General features: G+C 27.1%; 26 protein-coding genes. 12 read left to right on the top strand and 14 right to left on the bottom strand.

The window, feature by feature from the left end; translation table 11 throughout:
* The 7 genes from rlmH to CKV72_RS11650 form a co-directional block, all read right to left on the bottom strand.
* Positions 1 to 480 carry a 23S rRNA (pseudouridine(1915)-N(3))-methyltransferase RlmH gene (rlmH, locus tag CKV72_RS11680; protein ID WP_095178314.1) on the bottom strand — a complete coding sequence of 160 codons (480 nt, stop codon included), beginning with the start codon at positions 478 to 480 and terminating at the stop codon, positions 1 to 3.
* A 70-nt stretch (positions 481 to 550) separates the two neighbouring features.
* The gene (locus CKV72_RS11675) at positions 551 to 1,051 is read right to left on the bottom strand and encodes an SEC-C metal-binding domain-containing protein (protein ID WP_095178313.1); all 501 of its coding nucleotides are present in this window, start codon (positions 1,049 to 1,051) and stop codon (positions 551 to 553) included.
* Between the two features lie 30 nt (positions 1,052 to 1,081).
* On the bottom strand, positions 1,082 to 1,261 hold the full coding sequence (locus CKV72_RS11670; protein ID WP_099458607.1) for a CxxH/CxxC protein: 180 nt from the start codon (positions 1,259 to 1,261) through the stop codon (positions 1,082 to 1,084).
* Positions 1,245 to 1,811 carry a GerMN domain-containing protein gene (locus CKV72_RS11665; protein ID WP_168943667.1) on the bottom strand — a complete coding sequence of 189 codons (567 nt, stop codon included), beginning with the start codon at positions 1,809 to 1,811 and terminating at the stop codon, positions 1,245 to 1,247. Before CKV72_RS11665 ends, CKV72_RS11670 begins: the two co-directional genes overlap by 17 nt.
* A gap of 16 nt (positions 1,812 to 1,827) precedes the next feature.
* Positions 1,828 to 2,613 (bottom strand): MBL fold metallo-hydrolase, encoded by a 786-nt coding sequence (locus CKV72_RS11660; RefSeq protein WP_095178312.1) that lies wholly within the window; start codon positions 2,611 to 2,613, stop codon positions 1,828 to 1,830.
* A 12-nt stretch (positions 2,614 to 2,625) separates the two neighbouring features.
* A complete protein-coding gene (locus CKV72_RS11655) occupies positions 2,626 to 3,882 on the bottom strand; it encodes a UDP-N-acetylglucosamine 1-carboxyvinyltransferase (protein ID WP_095178311.1) in 1,257 nt (418 codons plus the stop codon).
* 229 nt (positions 3,883 to 4,111) lie between these two features.
* On the bottom strand, positions 4,112 to 4,270 hold the full coding sequence (locus tag CKV72_RS11650) for a DUF1540 domain-containing protein (RefSeq protein WP_089864467.1): 159 nt from the start codon (positions 4,268 to 4,270) through the stop codon (positions 4,112 to 4,114).
* 124 nt (positions 4,271 to 4,394) lie between these two features.
* On the opposite strand from CKV72_RS11650, the gene CKV72_RS11645 reads away from it, so the two are divergent.
* On the top strand, positions 4,395 to 4,946 hold the full coding sequence (locus CKV72_RS11645) for a 2'-5' RNA ligase family protein (protein WP_089864464.1): 552 nt from the start codon (positions 4,395 to 4,397) through the stop codon (positions 4,944 to 4,946).
* 40 nt (positions 4,947 to 4,986) lie between these two features.
* Here the strand turns inward: CKV72_RS11645 and CKV72_RS11640 are convergent, their stop codons facing one another.
* Positions 4,987 to 6,885: a type I glutamate--ammonia ligase gene (locus tag CKV72_RS11640; RefSeq protein WP_089864461.1), complete on the bottom strand. Its 1,899-nt coding sequence runs from the start codon at positions 6,883 to 6,885 to the stop codon at positions 4,987 to 4,989.
* Between the two features lie 217 nt (positions 6,886 to 7,102).
* On the opposite strand from CKV72_RS11640, the gene CKV72_RS11635 reads away from it, so the two are divergent.
* The 3 genes from CKV72_RS11635 to CKV72_RS11625 are packed head-to-tail and all read left to right on the top strand — an operon-like array spanning position 7,103 to position 9,963.
* Positions 7,103 to 7,471: a DUF3783 domain-containing protein gene (locus CKV72_RS11635; protein ID WP_089864458.1), complete on the top strand. Its 369-nt coding sequence runs from the start codon at positions 7,103 to 7,105 to the stop codon at positions 7,469 to 7,471.
* Positions 7,471 to 8,130: an XRE family transcriptional regulator gene (locus tag CKV72_RS11630; protein WP_089864456.1), complete on the top strand. Its 660-nt coding sequence runs from the start codon at positions 7,471 to 7,473 to the stop codon at positions 8,128 to 8,130. Before CKV72_RS11635 ends, CKV72_RS11630 begins: the two co-directional genes overlap by 1 nt.
* A gap of 36 nt (positions 8,131 to 8,166) precedes the next feature.
* Positions 8,167 to 9,963, top strand: coding sequence for a heme NO-binding domain-containing protein (locus CKV72_RS11625; RefSeq protein ID WP_089864453.1), 1,797 nt, complete (start codon positions 8,167 to 8,169; stop codon positions 9,961 to 9,963).
* Between the two features lie 45 nt (positions 9,964 to 10,008).
* On the opposite strand, the gene CKV72_RS11620 is transcribed toward CKV72_RS11625, so the two are convergent.
* A complete protein-coding gene (locus CKV72_RS11620) occupies positions 10,009 to 11,049 on the bottom strand; it encodes a YkvI family membrane protein (RefSeq protein WP_089864450.1) in 1,041 nt (346 codons plus the stop codon).
* Positions 11,050 to 11,173: 124 nt separating this feature from the next.
* Here CKV72_RS11620 and CKV72_RS11615 point away from each other — a divergent pair, with 124 nt between their 5' ends.
* From CKV72_RS11615 to CKV72_RS11605, 3 genes are all read left to right on the top strand, one after another.
* Positions 11,174 to 12,286, top strand: a complete 1,113-nt coding sequence (locus tag CKV72_RS11615; RefSeq protein ID WP_089864447.1) for a hypothetical protein — start codon at positions 11,174 to 11,176, stop codon at positions 12,284 to 12,286.
* A 79-nt stretch (positions 12,287 to 12,365) separates the two neighbouring features.
* The gene (mnmL, locus tag CKV72_RS11610) at positions 12,366 to 13,295 is read left to right on the top strand and encodes a tRNA modification radical SAM protein MnmL/YtqA (RefSeq protein WP_089864445.1); all 930 of its coding nucleotides are present in this window, start codon (positions 12,366 to 12,368) and stop codon (positions 13,293 to 13,295) included.
* Between the two features lie 85 nt (positions 13,296 to 13,380).
* A complete protein-coding gene (locus CKV72_RS11605; protein WP_089864442.1) occupies positions 13,381 to 14,082 on the top strand; it encodes a 2-phosphosulfolactate phosphatase family protein in 702 nt (233 codons plus the stop codon).
* Between the two features lie 31 nt (positions 14,083 to 14,113).
* Here the strand turns inward: CKV72_RS11605 and CKV72_RS11600 are convergent, their stop codons facing one another.
* The 5 genes from CKV72_RS11600 to murC form a co-directional block, all read right to left on the bottom strand.
* Positions 14,114 to 14,515, bottom strand: a complete 402-nt coding sequence (locus CKV72_RS11600) for an SH3 domain-containing protein (RefSeq protein ID WP_089864439.1) — start codon at positions 14,513 to 14,515, stop codon at positions 14,114 to 14,116.
* Between the two features lie 105 nt (positions 14,516 to 14,620).
* Entirely contained in the window at positions 14,621 to 15,274 is a 654-nt protein-coding gene (locus CKV72_RS11595) for an HAD family hydrolase (RefSeq protein WP_089864437.1), read from the bottom strand.
* 28 nt (positions 15,275 to 15,302) lie between these two features.
* The gene (locus tag CKV72_RS11590; RefSeq protein WP_095178310.1) at positions 15,303 to 16,649 is read right to left on the bottom strand and encodes a [Fe-Fe] hydrogenase large subunit C-terminal domain-containing protein; all 1,347 of its coding nucleotides are present in this window, start codon (positions 16,647 to 16,649) and stop codon (positions 15,303 to 15,305) included.
* Between the two features lie 98 nt (positions 16,650 to 16,747).
* The gene (locus tag CKV72_RS11585) at positions 16,748 to 17,053 is read right to left on the bottom strand and encodes a hypothetical protein (RefSeq protein WP_089864432.1); all 306 of its coding nucleotides are present in this window, start codon (positions 17,051 to 17,053) and stop codon (positions 16,748 to 16,750) included.
* Positions 17,054 to 17,123: 70 nt separating this feature from the next.
* The gene (gene murC, locus CKV72_RS11580; RefSeq protein WP_095178309.1) at positions 17,124 to 18,494 is read right to left on the bottom strand and encodes a UDP-N-acetylmuramate--L-alanine ligase; all 1,371 of its coding nucleotides are present in this window, start codon (positions 18,492 to 18,494) and stop codon (positions 17,124 to 17,126) included.
* Between the two features lie 178 nt (positions 18,495 to 18,672).
* Between murC and purR the strand changes: the two genes are divergently transcribed.
* The 5 genes from purR (at position 18,673) to CKV72_RS11555 (ending at position 23,205) form a co-directional block, all read left to right on the top strand.
* Positions 18,673 to 19,491: a pur operon repressor gene (gene purR / locus CKV72_RS11575; RefSeq protein WP_089864426.1), complete on the top strand. Its 819-nt coding sequence runs from the start codon at positions 18,673 to 18,675 to the stop codon at positions 19,489 to 19,491.
* An 86-nt stretch (positions 19,492 to 19,577) separates the two neighbouring features.
* Positions 19,578 to 19,868: a septation regulator SpoVG gene (spoVG, locus tag CKV72_RS11570; protein ID WP_089864424.1), complete on the top strand. Its 291-nt coding sequence runs from the start codon at positions 19,578 to 19,580 to the stop codon at positions 19,866 to 19,868.
* Between the two features lie 155 nt (positions 19,869 to 20,023).
* On the top strand, positions 20,024 to 21,391 hold the full coding sequence (gene glmU / locus CKV72_RS11565; RefSeq protein ID WP_095178308.1) for a bifunctional UDP-N-acetylglucosamine diphosphorylase/glucosamine-1-phosphate N-acetyltransferase GlmU: 1,368 nt from the start codon (positions 20,024 to 20,026) through the stop codon (positions 21,389 to 21,391).
* Positions 21,392 to 21,415: 24 nt separating this feature from the next.
* Entirely contained in the window at positions 21,416 to 22,372 is a 957-nt protein-coding gene (locus CKV72_RS11560) for a ribose-phosphate pyrophosphokinase (protein WP_089864419.1), read from the top strand.
* A 146-nt stretch (positions 22,373 to 22,518) separates the two neighbouring features.
* Positions 22,519 to 23,205, top strand: a complete 687-nt coding sequence (locus tag CKV72_RS11555) for a response regulator transcription factor (protein WP_089864704.1) — start codon at positions 22,519 to 22,521, stop codon at positions 23,203 to 23,205.

Here is a 23,205-nt window from a genome sequence, read left to right as displayed (position 1 = left end):
TTATTTATGGTACGGTTCACCTTTTATAATTCTATAACTTCTATATATTTGTTCTAATAACATTACTCTAAATAGTTGATGGGGAAAAGTCATTTTTGAAAAACAGAGTTTGTAGTTTGCTCTATTTAAAACTTCAGAGGACAATCCTAGAGAGCCACCTATAACAAAAGCTAAATTACTTTCACCTTTAACTCCTAAATTATTTAAGAAGTTTGAAAAATCTATAGAGTTGAGTTCCTTTCCATTTAAATCTAAAGCTATTACAAACATATTGTCTTTTATATTTTTTAATATTAATTTTCCTTCTTTTTCTTTTATATATAGTTCTTCTTTTTCAGAAGCATTATCTGGAGTTTTTTCATCAGTTACTTCTATAATATTTAACTTACAGTATCGACTTAGTCGCTTTGCGTATTCTTCTACAGCTAATTTTAAGTATTTTTCTTTTAATTTTCCTACAGAAATTATTGTAATATTCATGTAAATACTCCTATTAATTGTTTATAGTTAAAAGAAAAGCAGGATAATATACCTGCTTTTAAAAAACTGATTAATTTTTTCCACAACATTTTTTATACTTTTTACCGCTACCACAAGGACATGGATCATTTCTACCAACTTTATTTTCATTAACAACAGTTTTAGAATCTCTCCATGAATTGTGAATTTCTTTTCTCTTTTCAATAGAGAATATAGCATCCCATTGAGGTAAATTATATAGATAATCTGCTTTAGCATCAAGCATATTAAAATATAATTTTTCTAGATCTATATTTAAATCAAGTTTACTATCTTCTTCTATGTTTTCTAAATTTAAAGGTTCTACTAAACTATCACTTAGACCATCTAAGAATCCTACAAAAAAGGTTAAGGAAGTATTGTATTCTTTTGCAACGTCTTTTAAAACACCATTTATTTCAGTAGTTTTGTTAGATAATATTTGTGTATAGATATTTTTTTCTACACTACCATATTCATTCCAAAAAGCTTCTTCTCCTCTAGTTCTTACATAGTCTATCACCATGGTTTTCCAATCTTCATACAAACTCATATTATACACTTCTCCTTTAAATGATTAGAATTATTTATTTTCTTTTGGATAGCTTATACTATATTCAGCTTTTAAATTACAGTATAAGCATATTGTATTTTCTAAATTAGAAATACTATTTAAAATTGGAAAGGTTTCAAATAAGTTTACGAAATCATCTATACAAGTATCTAAATGTTTTTCACATACAAAATTATTTGTTTTTTGCATTTTCAAAATCAGCCTTTCCTATAGGTTTAGAAATGTCAAAATTTCCTCCAAGGGATTTAATATCTTTATTTTCAACTAAAAATTTAACTTTTTCTATATTAGGAAGAGAGGTTAAAGACCAAATTATGCTTTTTAAACAAGCCTCTTCTTTTTTAGATGACATTTTAACTAAAATATCTTTACTAAAATTTGCATAAGCTATACCATTTTCTACGGAGAAACTCATAAGTCTTGTTTCTTTAGGAAGTATTGGGTAAAGCTTACTATTAACAGAAGGACCCTTTATAAGTTCATTTAAAGTCAATTCTCCTAACAGTTCATTTATATCTATTAATCTTTCTTCTTGAGCTAATTCAACTTTATCAGGATTATCACTTGTATCAAAATAAAGACTTAAATTTAAATTGTTTTTACTATCTTCTAAAGGTGCTAACTTTTCGATTTTTTCCTTATTTTGTTTACTTAATTTGTCCTTTTTTTCACATCCAATAAAATTAAAAATAGATGTAAATAATATTAAGCAAATAATAGGCTTAATAAATTTCTTCATTTTTTTCACCCTTTTTTTATAGTTTTATATAATTACTAGGTTTATTTCTATTGGCCATATATAGTTTAACATCCTTATTTAGGATTACATTATTTTCATTTAATATATTTACAACAGTTTGATATGCTAGTTCTGGATAATTGTTTGTATTACTTAGATGCCCTAGCATTACTTGTTTAGTTGTGCCATTTAAAATATTTAGTATAGCGTTACCGCAGTCATCATTAGATAAATGTCCTATATTGCTTAGAATTCTTCTTTTTAAATTATAAGGATAAGGACCAAACTTTAACATTTCTATATCGTGATTACTCTCCATTAATATGCCATCAGCATCCTTTAAATTGTCAATTAATTCTTTTGAAAAATATCCTAAATCTGTAGCTAAACAAAATTTTTTATTGTTACTATTAATTGAAAAACCTAATGGGTAAGCTGCATCATGGGATATATTATAACCATGTATATCCATGTCTTTAATATTAATGTAGTTTTTATCTATAAATCTTATATTATGATCTTTTATTTTGCCTATAGAAGGAAGCATAGCTTCCCAGGTTAGAGGATGAGAATAAATAGGCAAATCATATCTCCTAGATAAAACACCAACACCTTTTATGTGGTCAGTATGTTCATGAGTAACTAATATAGCATCTAAAGAATTTGGATTTTCACCTATATCTTTTAAAGAGTTCTCTATGTGTTTACCAGGAACACCAGCATCTATAAGTATTTTCGTATTTTTAGAAGATACAAAAACACTATTTCCACTGCTACCACTAAATAATGAACAAAAAATCATTTAATTCACCTACTATATTGAAATTCGCTTTATATCAGCACCTAATTTTTTAAATTTATTCTCAATATGAGGATATCCTCTATCGATATGTTCTATATCTAATATTTCAGTAGTACCTTCTGCTACTAGGCCAGCTATTACTAAAGCGGCACCTGCACGTAAATCTGTAGCCCTAACTACTGAGCCCTTTAATTTTTCAACACCTTTAATGTAGGCAGTTCTTCCTTTAACTTTTATATTTGCTCCCATTTTCCCTAGTTCATCTACATGTTTAAAACGATTTTCCCAAATACTTTCATTTACTATACTATCTCCTTGAGAAATACATAAAAGTGAACTCATAGGCTGCTGTACATCAGTTGGAAAACCAGGATAAGGTAAAGTTTTTATGTTTACTCCTTTTAATTTCCCATTGGATCTAACTAAAACAGAATCACCATTTTCTTCTACTTCAGCTCCCATTTCTATTAATTTAGCTGAAATAGATTCTAGATGTTTAGGTATTACATTATTTATAATAACTTCTCCGCCACAAGCTGCTGTAGCTATCATATAAGTTCCAGCTTCAATTTGATCAGGAATAACACTATAAGAACAACCAGTTAATTTATTAACACCAGAAATCCTTATTATATCTGTTCCAGCGCCTTTTATATCAGCACCCATAGAATTTAGGAAATTAGCAACATCAACAATATGAGGCTCTTTTGCTACATTTTCTAAAACTGTAGTACCCTCAGCTAAGGTAGCAGCTAACATAACGTTTATTGTAGCACCTACACTGACTACATCAAAAAATATATTAGTGCCAATTAGTTTATCAGCTTCTACATATATTACACCATTTTCTATGGTAACTCTAGCACCTAGAGCTTCAAAACCTTTTATATGTTGATCGATAGGTCTAGCACCTATTGGACAACCACCTGGAAGTTCAACTCTAGCTTTTTTAAACCGTCCTAATAAAGCACCTATTAAATAATAAGATGCTCTCATTTTTCTAACATCTTCGGTATTAGCATTATAGTTATTTAATTTAGTACTATCTATAGTTATTGAATCCTTTGAACAGGAAACAGTACAACCTAAACTTTTAATAATTCTTTCAAGACAATTTACATCTTCTATATCAGATATATTATCTATTACACATATACCTTCACTAGCCATAATAGCAGAAGGTATAATTGCTACAGCGGCATTTTTAGCACCGTTTATATCCACCTTACCATGTAGGGGGTTCCCACCTTTTATAACTAATTTATCCATTACCCGCATCCATCCTATCTATAAGAAATTTATATATTTGAATTACTTTCGTAAAGAGAATTTCTAAATTTATATACTTAATTGTAACTTATAATATTACAAAAATAATTATAGCATAATTCCCTACTATTTTAACATTAAATTTTAAAATGTGAAGTAATTAAAGGTATAAAGATAAAAAAAGTCAAGATATTTTTAAAAACATCTTGACTTTTTAATACTTGTAAAGTTATTCTTTTTTAAAACTACTACAATCTGTACATTGTACTGTAGTAGCTACTGGTTCATGTTTTGATACTTGAATTTGTTCTAAAGTACAGTAATCATCTTCTTTGCAATGAAATTTGCACTCATTAACTGTACATGCTATACTATCATTGTGTTTCATATGGAATCCCTCCTAATAATATTTTATAAGACATTTTTATTTTCCCACATAAATATTTAAATATGCAGAATAAAAGTATATAATAAGACTAGAGTATTTAATTTATAATAATTGGAGGAAAAAGATGAAGTATTATTTAGTTGCCTTATTTGATGATGAATCATACTCTCATATTGAAAAGATACAAAAGTATATTTGTAGAAAATATAGGCTTTATAAAAATATGCCAGTTTTACATATTACATTAGAAGTTATAGAAGAACCAAAAAATTTAGAGGAAGCATGTAGAATAATAAGGGATATATTAAAACCATATAAAAAATTTAAAATATCTATTGATGGCGCAATATGTTTTGATGATCCATATAAATCCGTTAATTTAAATGTTGAAAATAAAGGGTATATAATGAGGTTAACTAGGCAAATAAATGATAGACTAAAGCTTTGTGGATTCAAAGTTAGAGAAGATGTAGAAAATTGGGATTTACATATTTCATTAGCAAATACTAACTATGCAACTAGGCAATGGTCTAATAAAGAGTATGCTAATGCTTGTGAAATTGTAAAAGAGATGGATATACAAAAAAATGTAAAAATTAAAGAGATTCAATTGTGGAAACCAATTAATAATAAAAAAGAAATGGTTGTAGAAAGTTTTCCGTTAAAAGATTATTAAAATACCTAGAAAAGAACTCCAATTCTTTTCTAGGTATTTTTTATATATCTAATAGGTTTTTTCTATATGTTCCATATAACTCATGTAATAGAGCAATTTTATTTTCTAGTTCAAGTTGTAATTTAGAAATTTCTTCGTAATTTTTATTATTAGTTGCTTCTCTTATTCTAGTAAATAGACATTTTTCATTATAACTATCTTTAGCTAAATAGTGTCTTAAAGTATTTATTTCTAACCATCTAGAAATATCAATATCTAAGGCGTTATCTAAAGAATGAAGCATTTTACATTGTTTGATTTCTTCAAAATAGTTGTTAATAAGTCTATTGGTTATTTCTGTTGTCCATCTACTGATAGTGGTAAGGAAAAAACTATTTATTATATCATCTGTGAAAATATTTCCTTGTTGTAAGACCTTTAATTTATTAGAATGATTTTTAAATGCGCATAAATTTTCATATACTGTAGCTGGAGCTTTGCCAAAAAATGAATTACGTTCTTTATCATTGTAATAATCAAAAACATCTTCTTCTGATCTATAAGCTCTTTCTTTTTCTAAATATCCATAGAATTCACCAGGTGATTTAGATAGTTCTTTCAAAAGCTCATCCTCAGATTTATTGTTTACTAAAGAGTACTTTATTCCATCTAACATAGATATATACATGGAGGCTACAGCTAAGTAAGTATTAGTGTGAGGATTAGGAGAACGAAGCTCAAATCTAGTAGCTGACGGTTTTTGGATATCTCTTATTACTCCTACTAATACAGTTCTATTTCTTGATGGAATTTCTATTGAACGACCAATAGAAGTAACTATACAGGTTGGAGCTTCAAAGCCAGGCTTTAATCTTTTAAACGCATCGTTAGTAGACGATACAAAAGGATTTATAATTTCGTAATTTTTAAGCAATCCCATAAGTGAACCGTAGCCTATAGGACTTAAAAAATGATGTTTATTTGAAGAAAATAAATTTATTTTCTTTTTATCTTTTAATTTTAAAGCAATACCCACATGAATATGCTTCCCACTTCCAGCTACACCGTCTACTGGTTTTGCTAGAAATGTTACATCAAGACCATTACTCCTAAAAGTTTCTTTTATTATAGTTCTTGCAAGCAGTTCATTATCACAACATTGAAGAGGAGATGAATACTTCCAATCTATTTCTAGCTGCTCCATTATATGAGTTAACTTCCCAGAATCATCTAATTTAGCTTTAACTCCTCCTACTTCCTTGTGACCCATTTCAGGTTCTAATCCATAATCTTCTAAGGATAATAAGCATTGTTCTAAGGAAGTTCTAACAGCGCCCTTTGTTCTATTCCAATATTGTTCATGAAGTACTTGAGATGTACATAATTCTTCGATTTCAGCTTTGTCATTAGGTGTTTTAACCCAAAATTCTAATTCTGTAGCACAAGTTATGTCAATATCCTCAATATCATTATGAGTTATAGAAAAATAGGAAAGAATATCATCGTTAGATTTCAATAAATCCATTAACTCTTTTTTAAAAAATTCTATTGAGTTTTTAAGCAAATATCTAGAGTCAATAGGTTTATTATTATGGTAAAAATAGCAAGGTATTCTTAAGGTACCTATAGGTTTGCCTGTTTTTTTATCTATATGCTCATAATTATAATCTATGAACCAATTTACGTCTAAATCTGCTATCATTTCAAGTTTAGCATTGTTTAGAGTAGCGATACCAGGGAAGGAAACTGAAGAGCCATCTGTTTGAACTGCACCATTTAAAAAGGTAGATATATCTTCTAAAAAAGCAGATATAGGTATTTTTTCATCAGTATCATTTCCGGATAGATCAATACCGACGAATGAAACAAACTTTATTTCAGTGTGAGATTTAAGAATATTACATAATTCTTCTTTATTATGTTTTTCTTTGGGTATTTTGTATAGAAGATTTGTTAACATGATATTCCTCCTTAAAATAAAAATATAAAAAAATTTTATAGCTATACAGAAGATGTGTCAAGAAAAAATAAAGGATATAAAAGAAAATATTGCTAATAAAGTTTTAAAATTTAGATTATATATTGTATAATTACTTTAACGTATTGTTATTGTATATATAAACTGAAAAAGTTTTTAATTTATATTAGAATATAATTTTTATTAGGAGGAAATAAAAATGAGTTTAAGACCAAAAATTTTATTTTATGGATTTTCTACTACAGATTTGATGAAACTGAATATTAAATATGACATTGTAAATATAGATAAGCAAATGGAAAGTATGACAGTAAAAGATATTTTAGAAGTAAATAAAAGTAAAAATGTAGATAAGGATGAGAAAGAAAAAATAATACTTTTTAATGATTTAAAAGATAAGGAGTTAAATAATATTATTCCAATTATAAGGGAAAATTTAGGCAAGGAACCTATTTTAGCTGTTGTAACTCCAATATCTATAAATTGGGTATTCTCAGATTTGAAAAAAGAATTATTGAAAGAAAGGGAATATTTTAATAGTGTACAATCAAGGAGAGGAGAAAAATAATGAGTAGAATAGGACAAAATATAAAAACTTATAGACTAGAAGCAAAAATGACTCAAAAACAATTAGGTAAAAAAATAGGAGTGTCAGAAAATTTTATAAATGAAGTAGAAACAGGTAAACGAATAATAAATGAAAATTTAATAGATAGAATTAGCAAAATATTTAATAAAGATTTAAATGATATAACCATGTTTTATGAAGACATGAAAGAGGAAAAAGAAAATAAAGTATATGATATAAAAGAAAACAAAGTACAAGAAGTTTGGAAAGAAGCTTTTGGTTCAATTCTAAGAGATGTAAATTTATTTGATTATAGTTTAAATAAGGTTTTAGGCAGTAGAAAATTGCCGCTTATAGATAATAAGATAAATGGACATCCACAAGATAAGGTGTTTTATTTAAAGATAGCAGATAATGATATGAATGGATTTAGAATATATAAAGGAGATATTGTACTATGTCATATTACTGGAGAAGTACAAAATAATTCTATATATCTAATAGAGCATAATGATAAGCGTCAAATAAGGCAAATAAAGAATTTAGATAATAGCAAATTTTTACTTATAAGCAATTCTACAATGGTTACTACGGAAACAGTTGAAAAGAACCAAGTAAAAATTATAGCTAGATTAGATAAAGTGGAAATAAATTTATAATAAATTTTAGTTTGATTATAAAGTGGAGGTAATGATATGAAAGGAACTGTAGTAGCTACTTGGATGAGAACTTGTAGAAAACTTTACAACGATGATGTAGTAAATGAGGCAATGAGTTCAGTAGGTTGGGATAACAATAAAATTTTTAAACCTAGTGAAAATGTAGAGGATGGCGATGTAAAAAAAGTAATTCAACATATTGCTAATTCTCAAAATATAGAAGTAGGAAGCTTATGGAGAGAAATAGGAAAAGACAATATACTTTCTTTTTATAACGATTTTCCAGCGTTTTTTCAACATGAGAATTTATATTCATTTTTTAGTTCACTTTTTGATGTACATGTAGTAATGACTAAAAAATTTCCTGGCGCTAAACCCCCATTAGTAACAATAACGCCTATATCTAGAAAAGATGCTATATTTTATTATGAATCTAAAAGAGGAATGTTTGATTATTTTTTAGGACTTACAGAAGGAAGCATAAAATTTTTCAAAGAAGATATAGAGATAGAGGAATTAGAAAGAACTAGTGAATCCTTAAAAGTAAAATTAAAGTTTAAAGAAGATATATATTTGAAAAAAGAATTTAAGTTTAATAGGTTAATGTCCTTTGGATTTATAAAAAATTTAAGCGCTAAAATATCAGTGATTTCTTTTATAACATCAGTAATATTTAATTTATATTTATCTAAAGTTAGTATACTTAAAGTAGGAATATTCTCTTTAGTACAGTCGTTCATCATTTTTTTAGTTTGTGAATTGCTTTTTAGGCCCAAAGAGTTTATAAAAAAAGAATTGAATAAAATAAATAATCATAATTATGCAGAAGAGAGCAAAATTGTGACTAATGATTTTTTTGAAGAAATATTTGAGATGATAAATCAAAATAAAAATGTTGTTAAAAAGGATTTTGTAAGTTTTAAAGGTGTTACAGATGAAATGAATACTTTTGTAGGAAATATAAATAAAATATCAGAGAATATGAATTATACTTCTGAAGGAATAGCTGGTGTGGTGGAACAAGTGGCAGAAACATCTGTAAGTCAAGCAGAAAATACAGAGAAAACAGTTTTTGTATTAAACGGTAATATAGATAGTTTAAGAAAGTTAGTTGAAAATGAAAATAATAATAAGGTAGAGTTAGAATATGCACTAGATAAGGTTAACAATAGTTATAAAAATGTAGAGAGTACAAGTAATAATATTTTAGATACATTAGATAAATTTGAAGAAGTAAAAGAAAAAGGGCAAGAACTTCAAAATAGAGCTGAAGATATAACAAGTATAGTATCAATTGTGGCACAAATATCAGAACAAACAAATCTTTTAGCTTTAAATGCTTCTATAGAGGCTGCAAGAGCAGGAGAGCAAGGGAAAGGTTTTGCTGTAGTTGCAGAAGAAGTAAGAAAATTGGCAGAACAGACTAAAGCTGCAGTTGAAGAAACAAATAATAGTCTTGTAAATTTTGCACAAGAGATAAAAAGCTTATCTGATAAAATAGATGGACAATATGCAGTTTTAGAAAATGAAACCAAAAACCTAGAAGTTGTAAAAAATATAAGTTATGAGGCAACAACATCTATACAATCTGTTGCTTCATCGATGATAGATACAATAAATGATTTAAATAGAGAAGCAGAAGCTATAAATAATATATTTGGCAATATAGAGTCACTAGCTGCTATAGCTGAGGAAAATTCGGCGTCTTCTGAAGAAGTTAGTGCTAATGTATCTAGTTATATAAATGAGATTAAAAAATTAACAGATAATATCAATGAATTCAAAAAAATTACAGAATCTTTTAAAGAAGATTTATCTCAATATAAAATTTAAAATAAAAGCTGTTCATAAAAAAATTATGAACAGCTTTTATTCTTTTCAATGTTTAAGATGAAATATTATACATTGGATTATAAAGATTAATCCTATAATACCAAATGAAGGGTATAGGAAAGTAATAAGCTTTACAAATCCTAATTGAGATATAGGTATTGCTAAAATTAATATAAGAATACAAGAACTTTTATATGAAATATTGAAACTTTGATTTAAAGTTTTGCTAATACTGTATATATTTGATACTTCTGTTGAAAACATCTCTAGCCATATTATGGATAATAACATTATTTGAATTAGTGTACCAAATCTATTTGCTACATATAATAAGGGCACTTCATATTTAAATATATTAGGTATATTTAGAATAAGTAATAAATTTATTATAATTGATAGAAATGTAAGAATAATAGAACCTAAAAATATACCTTTTAAAAGTAATTTTTTATTTTTAATTTCATTGCTTAAAGGAACTATAACTCCGGAAGATGAAAGTATATTAAAGCTTGAATAAAGAATGCTGGAAATTATCCAAGGTTTTTTATAATATGGAACAGTTTTAATATAATTAAAACTAAGGTTTTCATAAAAAGCTAAATATAAAACAAATATTGTACTTATTACAAATATTAGTGATGGAACTATAAAGGAATTAATTTCAAATAGACCTTTAGTATCCCTTAGAAGAACTACTAATGATAGTAAACACATTATAGATATTCCTATCCATTTGCTTAAATTAAAATATTGATAGATTAGAGCACCGCTGCCTGCAAGAATTATTGCAGAACTGGTGATTAAAAACAATCCAGTTATAATATTAGTAACTTTACCTAGAAATCCTGGACTAACTAATAAAATTAAATCTTTATAAGAATTTAAACCATATTTAATGCTAATACTAACTATTAAATAAGAAGAAACTATATAAAAAATTAAGCAAATAATTAATCCTAAGAAGCCTTTATAGCCATATGTAGCAAAGAATTGTGTTATTTCTTGACCAGAAGCCAGTCCAGCTCCTACAATAGTGCCTGCAAAAACAGCCGCTATTTTAAAGTAGATAATAAAATTTTTAAACATATGAATACTCCTTTTATTTATAAAAATCTATTCTTTATAAATATATATAAAATATACAAAATAATGATTTTATATTTTAAAAATCTTAAATTAACAAAGAATATTAAGAAAGGAGGGATTAAATTTGAATAAAAAAAGATTTTTTATTGTATTTTTAATATTTGTTTTTATATTTTCTAGTTCTTGTAATAAATTAGATAAAAACAACAATAGTGGTGGCCAAAATGCTACAGAAAAAAGTTTTGATATAAATGCGGCAAAGAATGTAGTAGATTTATATGTAAATTATTTAATTAAAGAAGATTATAATAATGCACTTAAATATTATTCCAAAGAAATGGTAGATAAAAAGATAGATGTAAAAAATACCCCTCTAAAGGTTAAAGGATACAATATAGAAGACATAAATCAAGTTGGAAAAGGAGGAGTTTTTAAATTAAAAGTTGCAAGAACAAATTTAAATGAACCATTTGCAACTTTGGATGAATGCATTATAAAAATAAATAAAGAAGATGAAAACTACAAAATAGTAGATATAAAAAGTAATACAGAAGGGGAGATATTTATAGAAAGGGGAAATATAAGAATTAGAAAAAAAAGTGAGGCGGATACTAATCTTTTAATAGATTTATCAGGTATACCTCAATATTCATTCCCTAAGGATGATGAATTGTCAATGAGTAAATTAGCTATACCTAAAAAAAATTATGGTGTAATGGCATTTTCATATTCAGGAAGTTCTGTAGCTATAACTACTTATGATAAAAACACTTTTGCTGGTATAGTAAAATTAGATGAAAGCAAAAGTGTTCAAGGACAGCAAAGTAGTGGTGGTGGAGCAGAAGGTGGAGATCAAAGCCAAAAACAAAATTCAAATGGAGATATGATAAAAGAAAAACCGTTAGGAAAAGAAATAATAGAGCTAGATATATTAACTGATTCTAAAATAGATTATATGACTTTTTCTCAAGATGAGAAGTTTATATTATTGCAATATAGTAAGGATAAAAATAAAAAGTCTATAAGAATATATAATGCAGATAGTGGAGAGATAGTACCTTTTAAATTTGAAGAAAAATTTCCATTAGATAAAGTACAGGTGTTATTTTCATCTTTTGATGATAAATTTGTAAATGTTACTGTTATACCTATTAATGATAAAGATAAGAATATAAAAGAATTTATAGGAAATTGGCAATTAGATTTAAAGAATTATAAATGTAAAAAAGTTCAGTAGAATATTTATTGAAAGTATGAGGCTTCATAGTATATAATTCCTATGGAGATCATACTTTTAATAGATTGGAGTTTTATATATGATAATGAACTGGGGAGATAAGAGATATTATACTTTAAATTATTTTTTAAGAAAAAAGTTTGGAGAGAAGGTATTTAAGATATCTTTGGATGCAGGCTTTTCATGTCCTAATAGAGATGGTACTATAAGCAGTGGAGGGTGTGTATTTTGTAGTAAGAGAGGTTCTGGAGATTTTGCAGGAGACAGAAATTTTTCTATACCATCCCAATTTGAAGAAATTAAATTGATGATGAAGAAAAAGTGGAAGGGAGATAAATATATAGCATATTTTCAAGCATACACTAATACGTATGCACCCGTTAAAATCTTAAGGGAAAAATATGAAGAAGCTCTAAGACAAAAAGGAGTAGTGGGCTTAGCTATTGCTACTAGACCTGACTGTTTAGATGAAGAAATTTTAAATCTTTTATCTGAAATCAACAAAAAAACGTATTTATGGGTTGAATTAGGTTTGCAAACAGCCAATGATAATATAGCTAAAATAATAAATAGAGGATATGAATTGAGTGTTTTTGAAAAAGCGCTAAAGGAATTAAGGAGTAGAGATATAGACGTAGTGGTACATAGTATTTTGGGACTTCCAGGTGAAACAAAAGAAGATATGTTAAATACAATTGAATATTTATCTCATAAAGATATACAGGGTATAAAAATACATTTGCTACATCTTATGAAGGAAACGCCTTTAGTAAATATGTATAAAAAGGGAGAGTTAAAATTTCTTACTCAAGAAGAGTATATAGATATAGTTTGTGAATCTATTGCTATAATTAGAAGCAATATTGTAATTCATAGACTTACAGGAGATGCTCCAAGGAATTTATTAATAGGACCTAAATGGAGTTTAAAGAAATGGGAAGTTTTAAATTCTATAGATAGGGAATTAATTAATAGAAATATATATCAAGGAATAAGATATAAGAAATAAAAGTGAAATTTCATAGTTTCACTTTTATTTTTTGTGTAAATAGTGGTACTATAAAATAAAGATTTTAAATAATGGAGGATATATTATGAAGATTGATATAATTATATCAGCAGATGATATAAAAGAAGAAAAGATAAAAGATAAATCTATAGTTGTTATAGATATATTAAGAGCTACATCTGTTATAATAACAGCACTTAATAATGGATGTAAAGAAGTAGTACCCGTTGTAGAAATAGAAGAAGCTTTAGAGAAAGTTAAAGATAATAGAGAAAATTATATATTAGGAGGAGAGAGAAAGGCCCTAAAAATAGAAGGGTTTGATTGCTCTAATTCACCATTAGAATATAGTGAAGAGTTAGTTGAAAATAAAACCATAGTTATAACCACTAGTAATGGAACAAAAGCTATAAAAAGAGCATTAGCAGCTAAAGATATATTAATAGGTGCATTAATAAATGGAAAGGCTGTTGCAGAAAAATTAATATATCTAAACAATGATGTGGTTATAATTAATGCAGGAACTTGTGGTGAATTTTCTATAGATGATTTTATATGTAGTGGATACATAATAGACTGTATTAGTAAAAGTATAGAAGTTGAATTAAGTGACATATCAAAGGTGGCAAAATATATGTATAATATGAATCCTAATATGGAATTTATGAAAGAAGCAAGACATTTTAATAGAATAATGGAATTAGGTCTTTTTAAGGATTTAGAATATTGCTGCAAAAAAGATATAGTTAATATAGTACCACAATATAGAGATGGTATCATAAAGTAAAAGATAAAAGGGGATATCCCCTTTTAAAAAGTTAAATATTAGTTTCTATATATTCAGATTGAATCCATCCTTTGCAATTTATTTTATCTACGGAATTTATTGAAATTTCATACCATATTTCATTATTTATTTCCGCTGAATCTATTATATTGACATATGTTCCTTTCTTTAGAGTAGATAATAAAGGAGAGTATTTTAATGGACTTATAAAAATATTACAATCATCATTAATAGTTGTAGAGGAAATAGTAGGTGGTATATATTTAACTATTATTTTCTTATTCGTATGTGATAATTTTTCATTTTTTAAATTATTGTATTGTTTTTTTAGAACAAAAATTTGTCTCTTTTGAGTTGCTATTTCATTGTTAAAGTAATAAAACATGTATATAGATGCTAGTATAAGAATAATAATGATAAAAAACAATATCATTTATCAGCCTCCATGTATTTTTATATACTATATACTATATTCTATTCATTTCAATATGGAAACTATGAATAACAAAAAGATGAAGATAAATTTACCTTCATCTTTTTAAACTGCTTTAATTAATTCATTATATTCAAGTATATAAAAATCAGCATTTTTCATAATTTCTTTTTTTTGATTTTTAGCGTAAATATCATGAACTCCAACAACTTTCATTCCAGCAGATTTTGCACCCCTTATAGCGGGCAAAATATCTTCAAATACTATGCAATGTTCAGGAGAAACCTTTAATTTTTTAGCACATAGCAGGTAAACATCTGGAAATTCTTTGCTTTTATTTACTTCATCTGAAGTAGTTATACAATCGAAAATATCATAAATACCATTATTTTTCAATGCTATTTTTAATAACATATCACAATTACTGGTAGCTAAACCTAGTTTTATTCCTTTGTTTTTTAACAATGTTAAAAAATCTAAAGCGCCTTTTTTTAGTTTTACATTATGAGAATATTCATAAATGGCCATTGTATTCCATTCATCCATTATAGTTTCTACGGTATCATTTAAATTAAATGTATTTTTAAAGTACTTAGCACATTCTTCAAATGTCAAATGTGCGATAGATTCATTTAGGTCTTTAGGTATAGGTATATTTCTTTTTTCTAAATACTTAATATCAATTTTTTCCCAAACCCACATGGAATCAATTAAAGTACCGTCCATATCGAAAATTGCTGCTTCTATGTTATCAAACATAAAGATCTAAATCCTTTCTTATATTAAATTATTTAAATTCCCTTTCAAAAATAGAAATTTTGTTTTTATCTTTAAAATCTTCTATTGAATTTATATTTATTTTTCTTAATATGTCGTTCATGCATTTACTATCCACAGAAACCTTTATGGAAGAATTTTTTGCAAAATTATTCACTGCTTCTCTACCTTTAGAAGGATCTAATATAACTTTTGGTCCGCCAACACAACCACCAATACACCCCATGCCCTCTACGAAGTTAGCATTAATATCTTTTTGATTTATTTTATCTAGTAAAGATTTACATCCTTTTACTCCGTCAGCCTGTATAGTTTTTAGAAATTTATATTTCTTAGGAAATAATTTTTCTATAGCTTCACTAACGGCTATGGATACTCCACCAGTTCTAGCATACAATCTACCACCTTTAGAAGCATATTCAGAAGACATATCTTCTTCTAAACTTTCAGGATGCACATCCAATACTTCAAATATATCTTTTACTTCCGTAAAGGTTAATACAAAATCAATATCACCAATTAAGTCTTTTTCCTTTGCTTCAGCTTTTTTTGCTATACAAGGTCCAACGAAAACTACTTTGCAATTAGGATTCAACAATTTTAAAACTCTACCAGCAGCTATCATTGGAGAAACTGAAGGAGAAACATATTTAACTAAATCATTGTATACTTTTTTTAACATTCCTACCCACATAGGACAGCAACAGGAGGTTATCATAAAATCTTGTTCATCTTTTACAAAATGATCATATTCTACTGCTTCTTTTAAAGTAAGCATATCTGCAAAGAAAGCTACTTCTACCATATCTGTAAAACCTAATTTTTTAAAAGCTGTTCTTAGTTGGTTTATAGTTACGTCTTTACCAAACTGACCCATTATGGCAGGAGCTACTGCTGCTATTACTATTGATTGGCCTTTTAGGAGCTGTGCTAAAGGTATAAATTCCTTTTTATCTAATATGCTTCCATTAGGACAATTTTTTACACATAGACCACAATCTAAGCAGAGTTCATCATTTATATATATGTTATTATCCTTAGGATCTCTAAATATAGCATTTACAGGACAAGATTTTTCGCAAATTATATCTCCATCTTTAGAACAATTACCAGAACAAGGTAATTTAGTTACTATTTTTCCTTGGGAAGTTTTATAGTTAATTATAGCATTTTTTAAATCATATATATAGTTATCACTATCATCAATATTAACACCACATAAAATAGAAATTATCTTAGTAAGCTTTTTTCTATCCATACTATAGGATGAAAGTATGCTTTCCACTTCTTCTTCGAAAGTATTATCATAATAGGATTTTAAAAGTCTTTTAAATATTTGGCGGTAATTATCATACATTAAGTACCAACTCCTTAATTATATCATAGGAATTTTTTCAAAGATAAATAAACTTTGATTAATATATAATTATATCAATCAAAGTTTATTTTATTTAATTAGCTTTTATCACCAACTCCCCTAGTAGGAACTGTAGACATTACAAATCCTACTAAAATTGAAACTAAAGCAGGAGCCACTATATTTACATAAGCAATATAACGAGTTCTGTAAAGAGCTATTGCACTTAAACTAGTTATAATTACAGTTATTAAGAAAATATATATTATGAACTTACTAAAAGAACTAAATAGTTTTTCATATATTTTATGCCTAATAGGTCCTTTTAGTATAAATCTAAAGATAAAATAGGATGCAAAAATTATTATTAAATCTAAAACAGCAGAAATAAAAAAATTCTTCAAAAAAACACCTCCTATATGGTTTAAAATTATTATTTCCATATTAGAGGTGTTTTACCCAAAATAAATTAAATTATTTAAGAAATAAATCCCCAGCTTTATAAATGTCTCCAGCACCCATTATTAAAACTAAATCACCAGGTTTAGTTTCTTTTTTTAAGTAGTTAGATATGCTTTCAAAACTGTGTAAATTTATACAATCTATATTTTTTTCTCTTAGTTTATTACCTAGCATATTAGAGCTAACTATGCCAGTATCTTTTTCTCTAGCAGGGTATATATCAGCTAATACAAGAGTATCTACATTATAGAAACTCTCTGTGAAGTCATCAAACAAACTGTAAGTACGTGTATAAGTATGAGGTTGAAAAACACAAAAAATTCTATTATGTGGATAGTTTTTAGCAGCGTTTAGTGTAGCTTTTATTTCTGTTGGATGATGTGCATAATCTTCTATAACAGTAACATCATTTTTAATTCCCTTTAATTCAAATCGTCTATGTGTTCCGTAAAAACTTTCTAAACCTTTTATAATATATTTTTTATCTATGCTAAGAGCAAAAGATACACAAATGCTTGCTAAGGCATTTAATACATTATAATTTCCAGGAACATTTAGTTTTACCGAGAATAAAACAGTAGAATTTTTAACAACGTCAAAATTAGCGCAACCTTTATTGTCAAAAGTTATATTTTTAGCCTGAATATTTCCTTTATTAAAACCATATGTTATTATAGTACAATCAATATTTTTTAAAATATCACTAATATTTTCATCTTCTGCACAAGCTATTAAATATCCATCTTTAGGTATTAAGCTAACAAATTTTGAAAATGCATTTTTAATATGATTTATATCTTTATAGTAATCTAAATGATCTGCATCGATATTTAATATAACTCCAATATAAGGGAAAAATTTAAGAAAAGATTCCTTATATTCACAAGCTTCTGTTAAAAAATATTCACTGTTGCCTGTTCTTACATTTCCATTTATAATATTTAATTCTCCACCTACTAAAATAGTAGGATCTAAATTAGCATTTATGGTTATATGAGACATCATTGAAGTAGTGGTAGTTTTTCCATGGGTACCTGAAACAGCTATATTATATTTGTGTCCGTCCATTAAGTAGCCTAAAAACTCTGCTCTAGTCATAGTTTTAATATTGTCATTTAAGGCTTTTTTTAATTCTGGATTATCTTCTCCTACAGCTACTGTATATACTACCAAATCAACGTTTTTAATATTTTCTTCGCTGTGGCCTATATATATTTCGGCACCCATATTTATTAATTTATCTATTATTGGGGATTTTGTGGAATCAGATCCTGAGACTTCATATCCTTTTTTTAAAAGTATTTCTGCCATCCCGCTCATACTTATTCCGCCAATTCCAATAAAATGAATTTTTTTGATGTATTTTAAAAAATCAAAAGACATACAATATTCAACTCCTTATAAATCTAAATCCATCTATCTATTAATTATATACAAAATATAGTGGAAAAAATACATTTAATTTATTATATCTATTGATAATATTTTTGTTTTAGAATAGAATATGAATAATGGAATGTATTATAATCAAATAATTCGTAAAAAGCAAATGGGTGATATAATGGAAAAGTTCACTAGAAATCAGAGAATTTCAGCTATAACTAAAATTTTAATAGAAAATCCTAATAAAATAGTAAATTTAAATAAATTCACAGAAATGTTTAATGCAGCGAAATCTACTATAAGTGAAGATCTAATTGCTATAAAAGATGTTTTAAATAAATTATCTTTAGGCAAAATCGAAACAGTTTCAGGAGCAGCAGGTGGGGTTAAGTATATTTGTGGAATATCTAAAGAAGAAAGTTCAAAATTTGCGGAAGAATTATGTATTATTTTAAAAGATAGAGAAAGAATAATACCAGGGAACTTTCTTTATGTAACAGATCTTGTGTTTAATCCACAAATAATACAAAAAGCAGGATTAATATTAGCTACAGAATTTAATAACATGGATATAGACTATGTAGTTACAGTGGAAACAAAAGGAGTATCTTTAGCATATGAAGTTGCAAGAATGCTAGGAGTTCAATTAGTTGTTGTACGAAGAGAAAATAAAGTAACAGAAGGATCTACTGTAAGTATAAACTATGTTTCAGGATCAACTAATAGGATACAAAATATGTCTTTACCTAAAAGAGCTATTAAAAGTGGTAGTAAGTGTATATTTATAGATGATTTTATGAAAGCAGGAGGAACTGCATTAGGAATTATAAACTTATTAAAAGAATTTGATAGCGAACTTCTGGGTATGGGTGTATTAGTAGATAATGTGGGTATAGATAAAAAACTAGTTAGCGAATATATTTCTATAATAGAATTTAAAGGATTAGACCAAGATAATAATAGTATAATATATCCTTCTAAAAAATTTAAAATTTAAAAAATTTAAATTTTTAGCAGGAAAAATAATATATATATAGAATAGTATATATAATGTATACATAAGCATCTTGGAGGTGGAATTTAATGGAAATTACTGATGTAAGAGTTAGAAAAATTGCTACTGAAGGAAAGATGAAGGCTATAGTATCAGTAACCTTTGATAATGAATTTGTTGTTCATGATATAAAGGTAATAGAAGGACAGAATGGTCTATTTATAGCTATGCCAAGTAGAAAGACGCCAGATGGTGAGTTTAAGGATATAGCTCATCCAATAAATACCGAAACTAGAGAAAAAATACAAAGCGCTATATTAGAAAAATATGAATTAGCAAAAGATGAAGCAAATGAAGTAGTTGAAACAACTGAAGAATAAAAATAAAGGAGTAACAATACTCCTTTTTTTATTATTCGTTATTTTCTGAAAAAAGCTTATTAGGTTGCATTTGTAAAATATATAAAATATAATGATATAGTGTAAATAAATAAATATGTAAAATATTTAAATTAAGCCTATAATGAGGTGATAGAATGTATAATTGTGCTGTATTATTAGCAGCAGGAGAAGGGAAAAGGATGAAATCTGCTACTCCAAAGGTTTTACATAAAGTATGTGGCAAAGAAATGGTTAATCATGTTATAGATGCATTAAGAGAAGCTAATATAGAAGATGTAAATGTAATCGTTGGCAAAAAAGCTGAAGAAGTAAAATTAAAAACAGAATCTAGAAGAGTATCTTTTTCATTTCAAGAACAACAATTAGGGACAGGACATGCTGTAAAATGCGCAAAAGAATTTTTATTAAATAAAAAAGGTAATGTAGCAATTTTTACAGGAGATGCTCCATTAATTACCTCTAAAACCATAAAAAGACTTATAGAATATCATGATAAGAATGATTTTCATGGTACAATTCTTACATCTATTATAGATAATCCCAGTGGATATGGAAGAGTTTTAAGAAAGAGTAACGGAGAAGTTGATAAAATAATAGAACACAAAGATTGTTCAAAAGAAGAGTTAAAAATACAGGAAATAAACGCAGGAATGTACTGCTTTAATATTCAAACTCTACTAAAAGCCCTTGAGAAATTAGATAATAATAATGCACAAGGAGAATATTATTTAACGGATGTTATTGAAATACTAAAAAAAGACGGAAAAAAAGTAGGAGCATTAGCTGTTGATTTTGAAGAAACTATGGGTGTAAACTCAAGACTTCAATTAGCAGAGGTGGAAACAATCATGAGAAGAAGAATAAATGCTATGCATTTAGAAAATGGTGTTACAATAATAGATCCGAATAATACATATATAGACTGCGATGTAGTCATACATAATGATAGTATAATATATCCAGGAAATGTACTACAAGGGAAGACAATAATAAAAGAAAATTGTGTACTATACCCAAATTCTAGAATAGTTGACAGCATAATAGAGAAAAATGTTGTAATCCAAAATTCGGTTATACTACAAAGTAATATTGGAGAAAATACTACAGTGGGTCCTTTTGCTTATATAAGACCTGATAGTAATATAGGAAGTTCTGTAAGGATTGGAGATTTTGTAGAAATAAAAAAATCCAATATAGGCAATAATACCAAAGTATCTCATCTAACATATATAGGAGATGCAGAAGTTGGAGAAAGATGTAATTTTGGATGTGGAACAGTAATAGTAAATTACGATGGCAAAAAGAAATATAAAACTATCATAGGAGATGACGTTTTTATAGGTTGTAATGCTAATTTAGTTTCACCTGTTGAAGTAAAAGATAATTCATACATAGCGGCTGGTTCAACTATTACAGAAGAAGTTCCTAAAGGAGCTTTAGCTATAGCTAGAAGTAGGCAAATAAACAAGGAAAATTGGGTAGCGAAAAAAGATGAAAAATAGAATACTAAGGAGGTTCTTTTGGTAATGATTCATGAAAAGAAAAGTCTTAAAATTTTTGCTGGAAATTCAAATGACAAACTAGCTAAGGATATAGCGGATATTCTAGAAATACCACTAGGAGATGCACAAGTAGGAAGATTTAGTGATGGAGAAATTACAGTAAATATAAATGAAACAGTTAGAGGAATTGATGCTTTTATAGTTCAATCTACTAGTGCACCTGTAAATGATAATTTAATGGAATTACTTATAATGATTGATGCTTTTAAGAGAGCATCAGCTGGTAGAATAACTGCAGTAATACCGTATTATGGTTATGCAAGACAAGATAGAAAGACAAAGGCAAGAGATCCTATTACAGCTAAACTTGTAGCAGATCTTTTAACTGCAGCGGGGGCAGATAGGGTTTTAACTATGGATTTACATGCATCTCAAATACAAGGATATTTTGATATACCTTTAGATCATCTTTTAGGAGTTCCTATATTAGGAAAATACTTTGCAGAAAGTGGATTTGATCAAAGAGAGGATGTAGTTGTAGTTTCACCAGATTTAGGAAGTGTAACTAGAGCAAGAAAATTTGCAGACAGAATACATGCTCCAATTGCAATTATAGACAAAAGAAGACCTAAGCCAAATGTTTCAGAGGTAATGCATATAATAGGAGAAATTAAAGATAAGACTTGTATACTTGTAGATGATATGATAGATACAGCAGGAACTATTACTAACGGTGCCAATGCATTAGTTGAAAGAGGTGCTAAAGATGTTTATGCATGTTGTACTCATGCAGTTCTTTCTGGACCTGCTATAGAGAGAATAGATAATTCTGTTATAAAAGAACTTATAACTTTAAACACAATAGATATTTCAAAGATTAAATCAAGTGATAAAATTAAAGTTTTATCCGTAGCACCAGTATTTGCAGAAGCTATAAGAAGAATATATGAAGAAATTTCTGTAAGTAAATTATTTGATTAATATAGACAAGGCTATTTCAAATTTTGTTTTTGAAATAGCCTTTAAAATATATATAAATAAATTGTAACTTTTTTTATATTAATCTATTACATTATGTTTATATATGATAAATTAAATATATATGGATTATGGGAGGAATAAAAATGATTAATGGGAAAATAGCTAAAATATTAATAGTAGATGATGATGAAAATATATGTGAAGTAATAAAAATGTACTTGGATAACGCTGGATTTGATACAAAAGTTAGCCATGATGGCAAGAAAGCTCAAGATGCATTTTTAGAATACAATCCAGACTTAGTTTTGTTAGATATAATGTTACCTAGCATGGATGGAATTGATGTCTTAAAGTGGATAAGAAGAGAGAATCAGACACCAGTAATAATGTTAACAGCAAAGGGAGAAACTTTTGATAAGGTTTTAGGATTAGAATTGGGGGCAGATGATTATATTGTTAAACCTTTTGAACCTAAAGAATTATTAGCGAGAGTAAAAGCTGTTTTAAGAAGATTTAATACAGACAATATAAGTAAAGAAACATTGAAATTTGATGGTTTAATTATAGATATAGATTCATATACAGTCACTTATAATGGAAAAGAAATAAAGATGCCTCCAAAGGAATTTGAGTTATTATACTATTTAGCTAGCAACAAAAATAGAGTATTTACTAGAGAACAATTATTATGTGAAGTATGGGGATATGATTATCCAGGAGATTCTAGAACTGTTGATGTGCATATAAAAAGGCTTAGAGAAAAATTAGAAGAAGGTTCAAATTGGCAAATAGAAACTGTATGGGGTGTTGGGTATAAATTTGAGGTGAAATAG

The sequence above is a fragment of the Clostridium cochlearium genome, assembly GCF_900187165.1.
Taxonomy (GTDB): Bacteria; Bacillota; Clostridia; order Clostridiales; family Clostridiaceae; genus Clostridium_G; species Clostridium_G cochlearium.
The sequence above is the reverse complement of the archived record's forward strand: the minus strand, read 5'-3'. Positions and strand labels throughout refer to the sequence as shown.

Coding starts and splice junctions, on each gene's coding strand:
- CKV72_RS11560 (WP_089864419.1), top strand. CDS start 21,416: ATGATTCATGAAAAGAAAAGTCTTAAAATTTTTGCTGGAAATTCAAAT.
- rlmH (WP_095178314.1), bottom strand. CDS start 480: ATGAATATTACAATAATTTCTGTAGGAAAATTAAAAGAAAAATACTTA.
- purR (WP_089864426.1), top strand. CDS start 18,673: ATGGAAAAGTTCACTAGAAATCAGAGAATTTCAGCTATAACTAAAATT.
- murC (WP_095178309.1), bottom strand. CDS start 18,494: ATGTCTTTTGATTTTTTAAAATACATCAAAAAAATTCATTTTATTGGA.
- CKV72_RS11625 (WP_089864453.1), top strand. CDS start 8,167: ATGAAAGGAACTGTAGTAGCTACTTGGATGAGAACTTGTAGAAAACTT.
- CKV72_RS11675 (WP_095178313.1), bottom strand. CDS start 1,051: ATGAGTTTGTATGAAGATTGGAAAACCATGGTGATAGACTATGTAAGA.
- CKV72_RS11630 (WP_089864456.1), top strand. CDS start 7,471: ATGAGTAGAATAGGACAAAATATAAAAACTTATAGACTAGAAGCAAAA.
- CKV72_RS11590 (WP_095178310.1), bottom strand. CDS start 16,649: ATGTATGATAATTACCGCCAAATATTTAAAAGACTTTTAAAATCCTAT.
- CKV72_RS11605 (WP_089864442.1), top strand. CDS start 13,381: ATGAAGATTGATATAATTATATCAGCAGATGATATAAAAGAAGAAAAG.
- CKV72_RS11600 (WP_089864439.1), bottom strand. CDS start 14,515: ATGATATTGTTTTTTATCATTATTATTCTTATACTAGCATCTATATAC.
- CKV72_RS11655 (WP_095178311.1), bottom strand. CDS start 3,882: ATGGATAAATTAGTTATAAAAGGTGGGAACCCCCTACATGGTAAGGTG.
- CKV72_RS11635 (WP_089864458.1), top strand. CDS start 7,103: ATGAGTTTAAGACCAAAAATTTTATTTTATGGATTTTCTACTACAGAT.
- spoVG (WP_089864424.1), top strand. CDS start 19,578: ATGGAAATTACTGATGTAAGAGTTAGAAAAATTGCTACTGAAGGAAAG.
- CKV72_RS11595 (WP_089864437.1), bottom strand. CDS start 15,274: ATGTTTGATAACATAGAAGCAGCAATTTTCGATATGGACGGTACTTTA.
- CKV72_RS11650 (WP_089864467.1), bottom strand. CDS start 4,270: ATGAAACACAATGATAGTATAGCATGTACAGTTAATGAGTGCAAATTT.
- glmU (WP_095178308.1), top strand. CDS start 20,024: ATGTATAATTGTGCTGTATTATTAGCAGCAGGAGAAGGGAAAAGGATG.
- CKV72_RS11670 (WP_099458607.1), bottom strand. CDS start 1,261: ATGCAAAAAACAAATAATTTTGTATGTGAAAAACATTTAGATACTTGT.
- CKV72_RS11665 (WP_168943667.1), bottom strand. CDS start 1,811: ATGAAGAAATTTATTAAGCCTATTATTTGCTTAATATTATTTACATCT.
- CKV72_RS11620 (WP_089864450.1), bottom strand. CDS start 11,049: ATGTTTAAAAATTTTATTATCTACTTTAAAATAGCGGCTGTTTTTGCA.
- CKV72_RS11640 (WP_089864461.1), bottom strand. CDS start 6,885: ATGTTAACAAATCTTCTATACAAAATACCCAAAGAAAAACATAATAAA.
- mnmL (WP_089864445.1), top strand. CDS start 12,366: ATGATAATGAACTGGGGAGATAAGAGATATTATACTTTAAATTATTTT.
- CKV72_RS11660 (WP_095178312.1), bottom strand. CDS start 2,613: ATGATTTTTTGTTCATTATTTAGTGGTAGCAGTGGAAATAGTGTTTTT.
- CKV72_RS11645 (WP_089864464.1), top strand. CDS start 4,395: ATGAAGTATTATTTAGTTGCCTTATTTGATGATGAATCATACTCTCAT.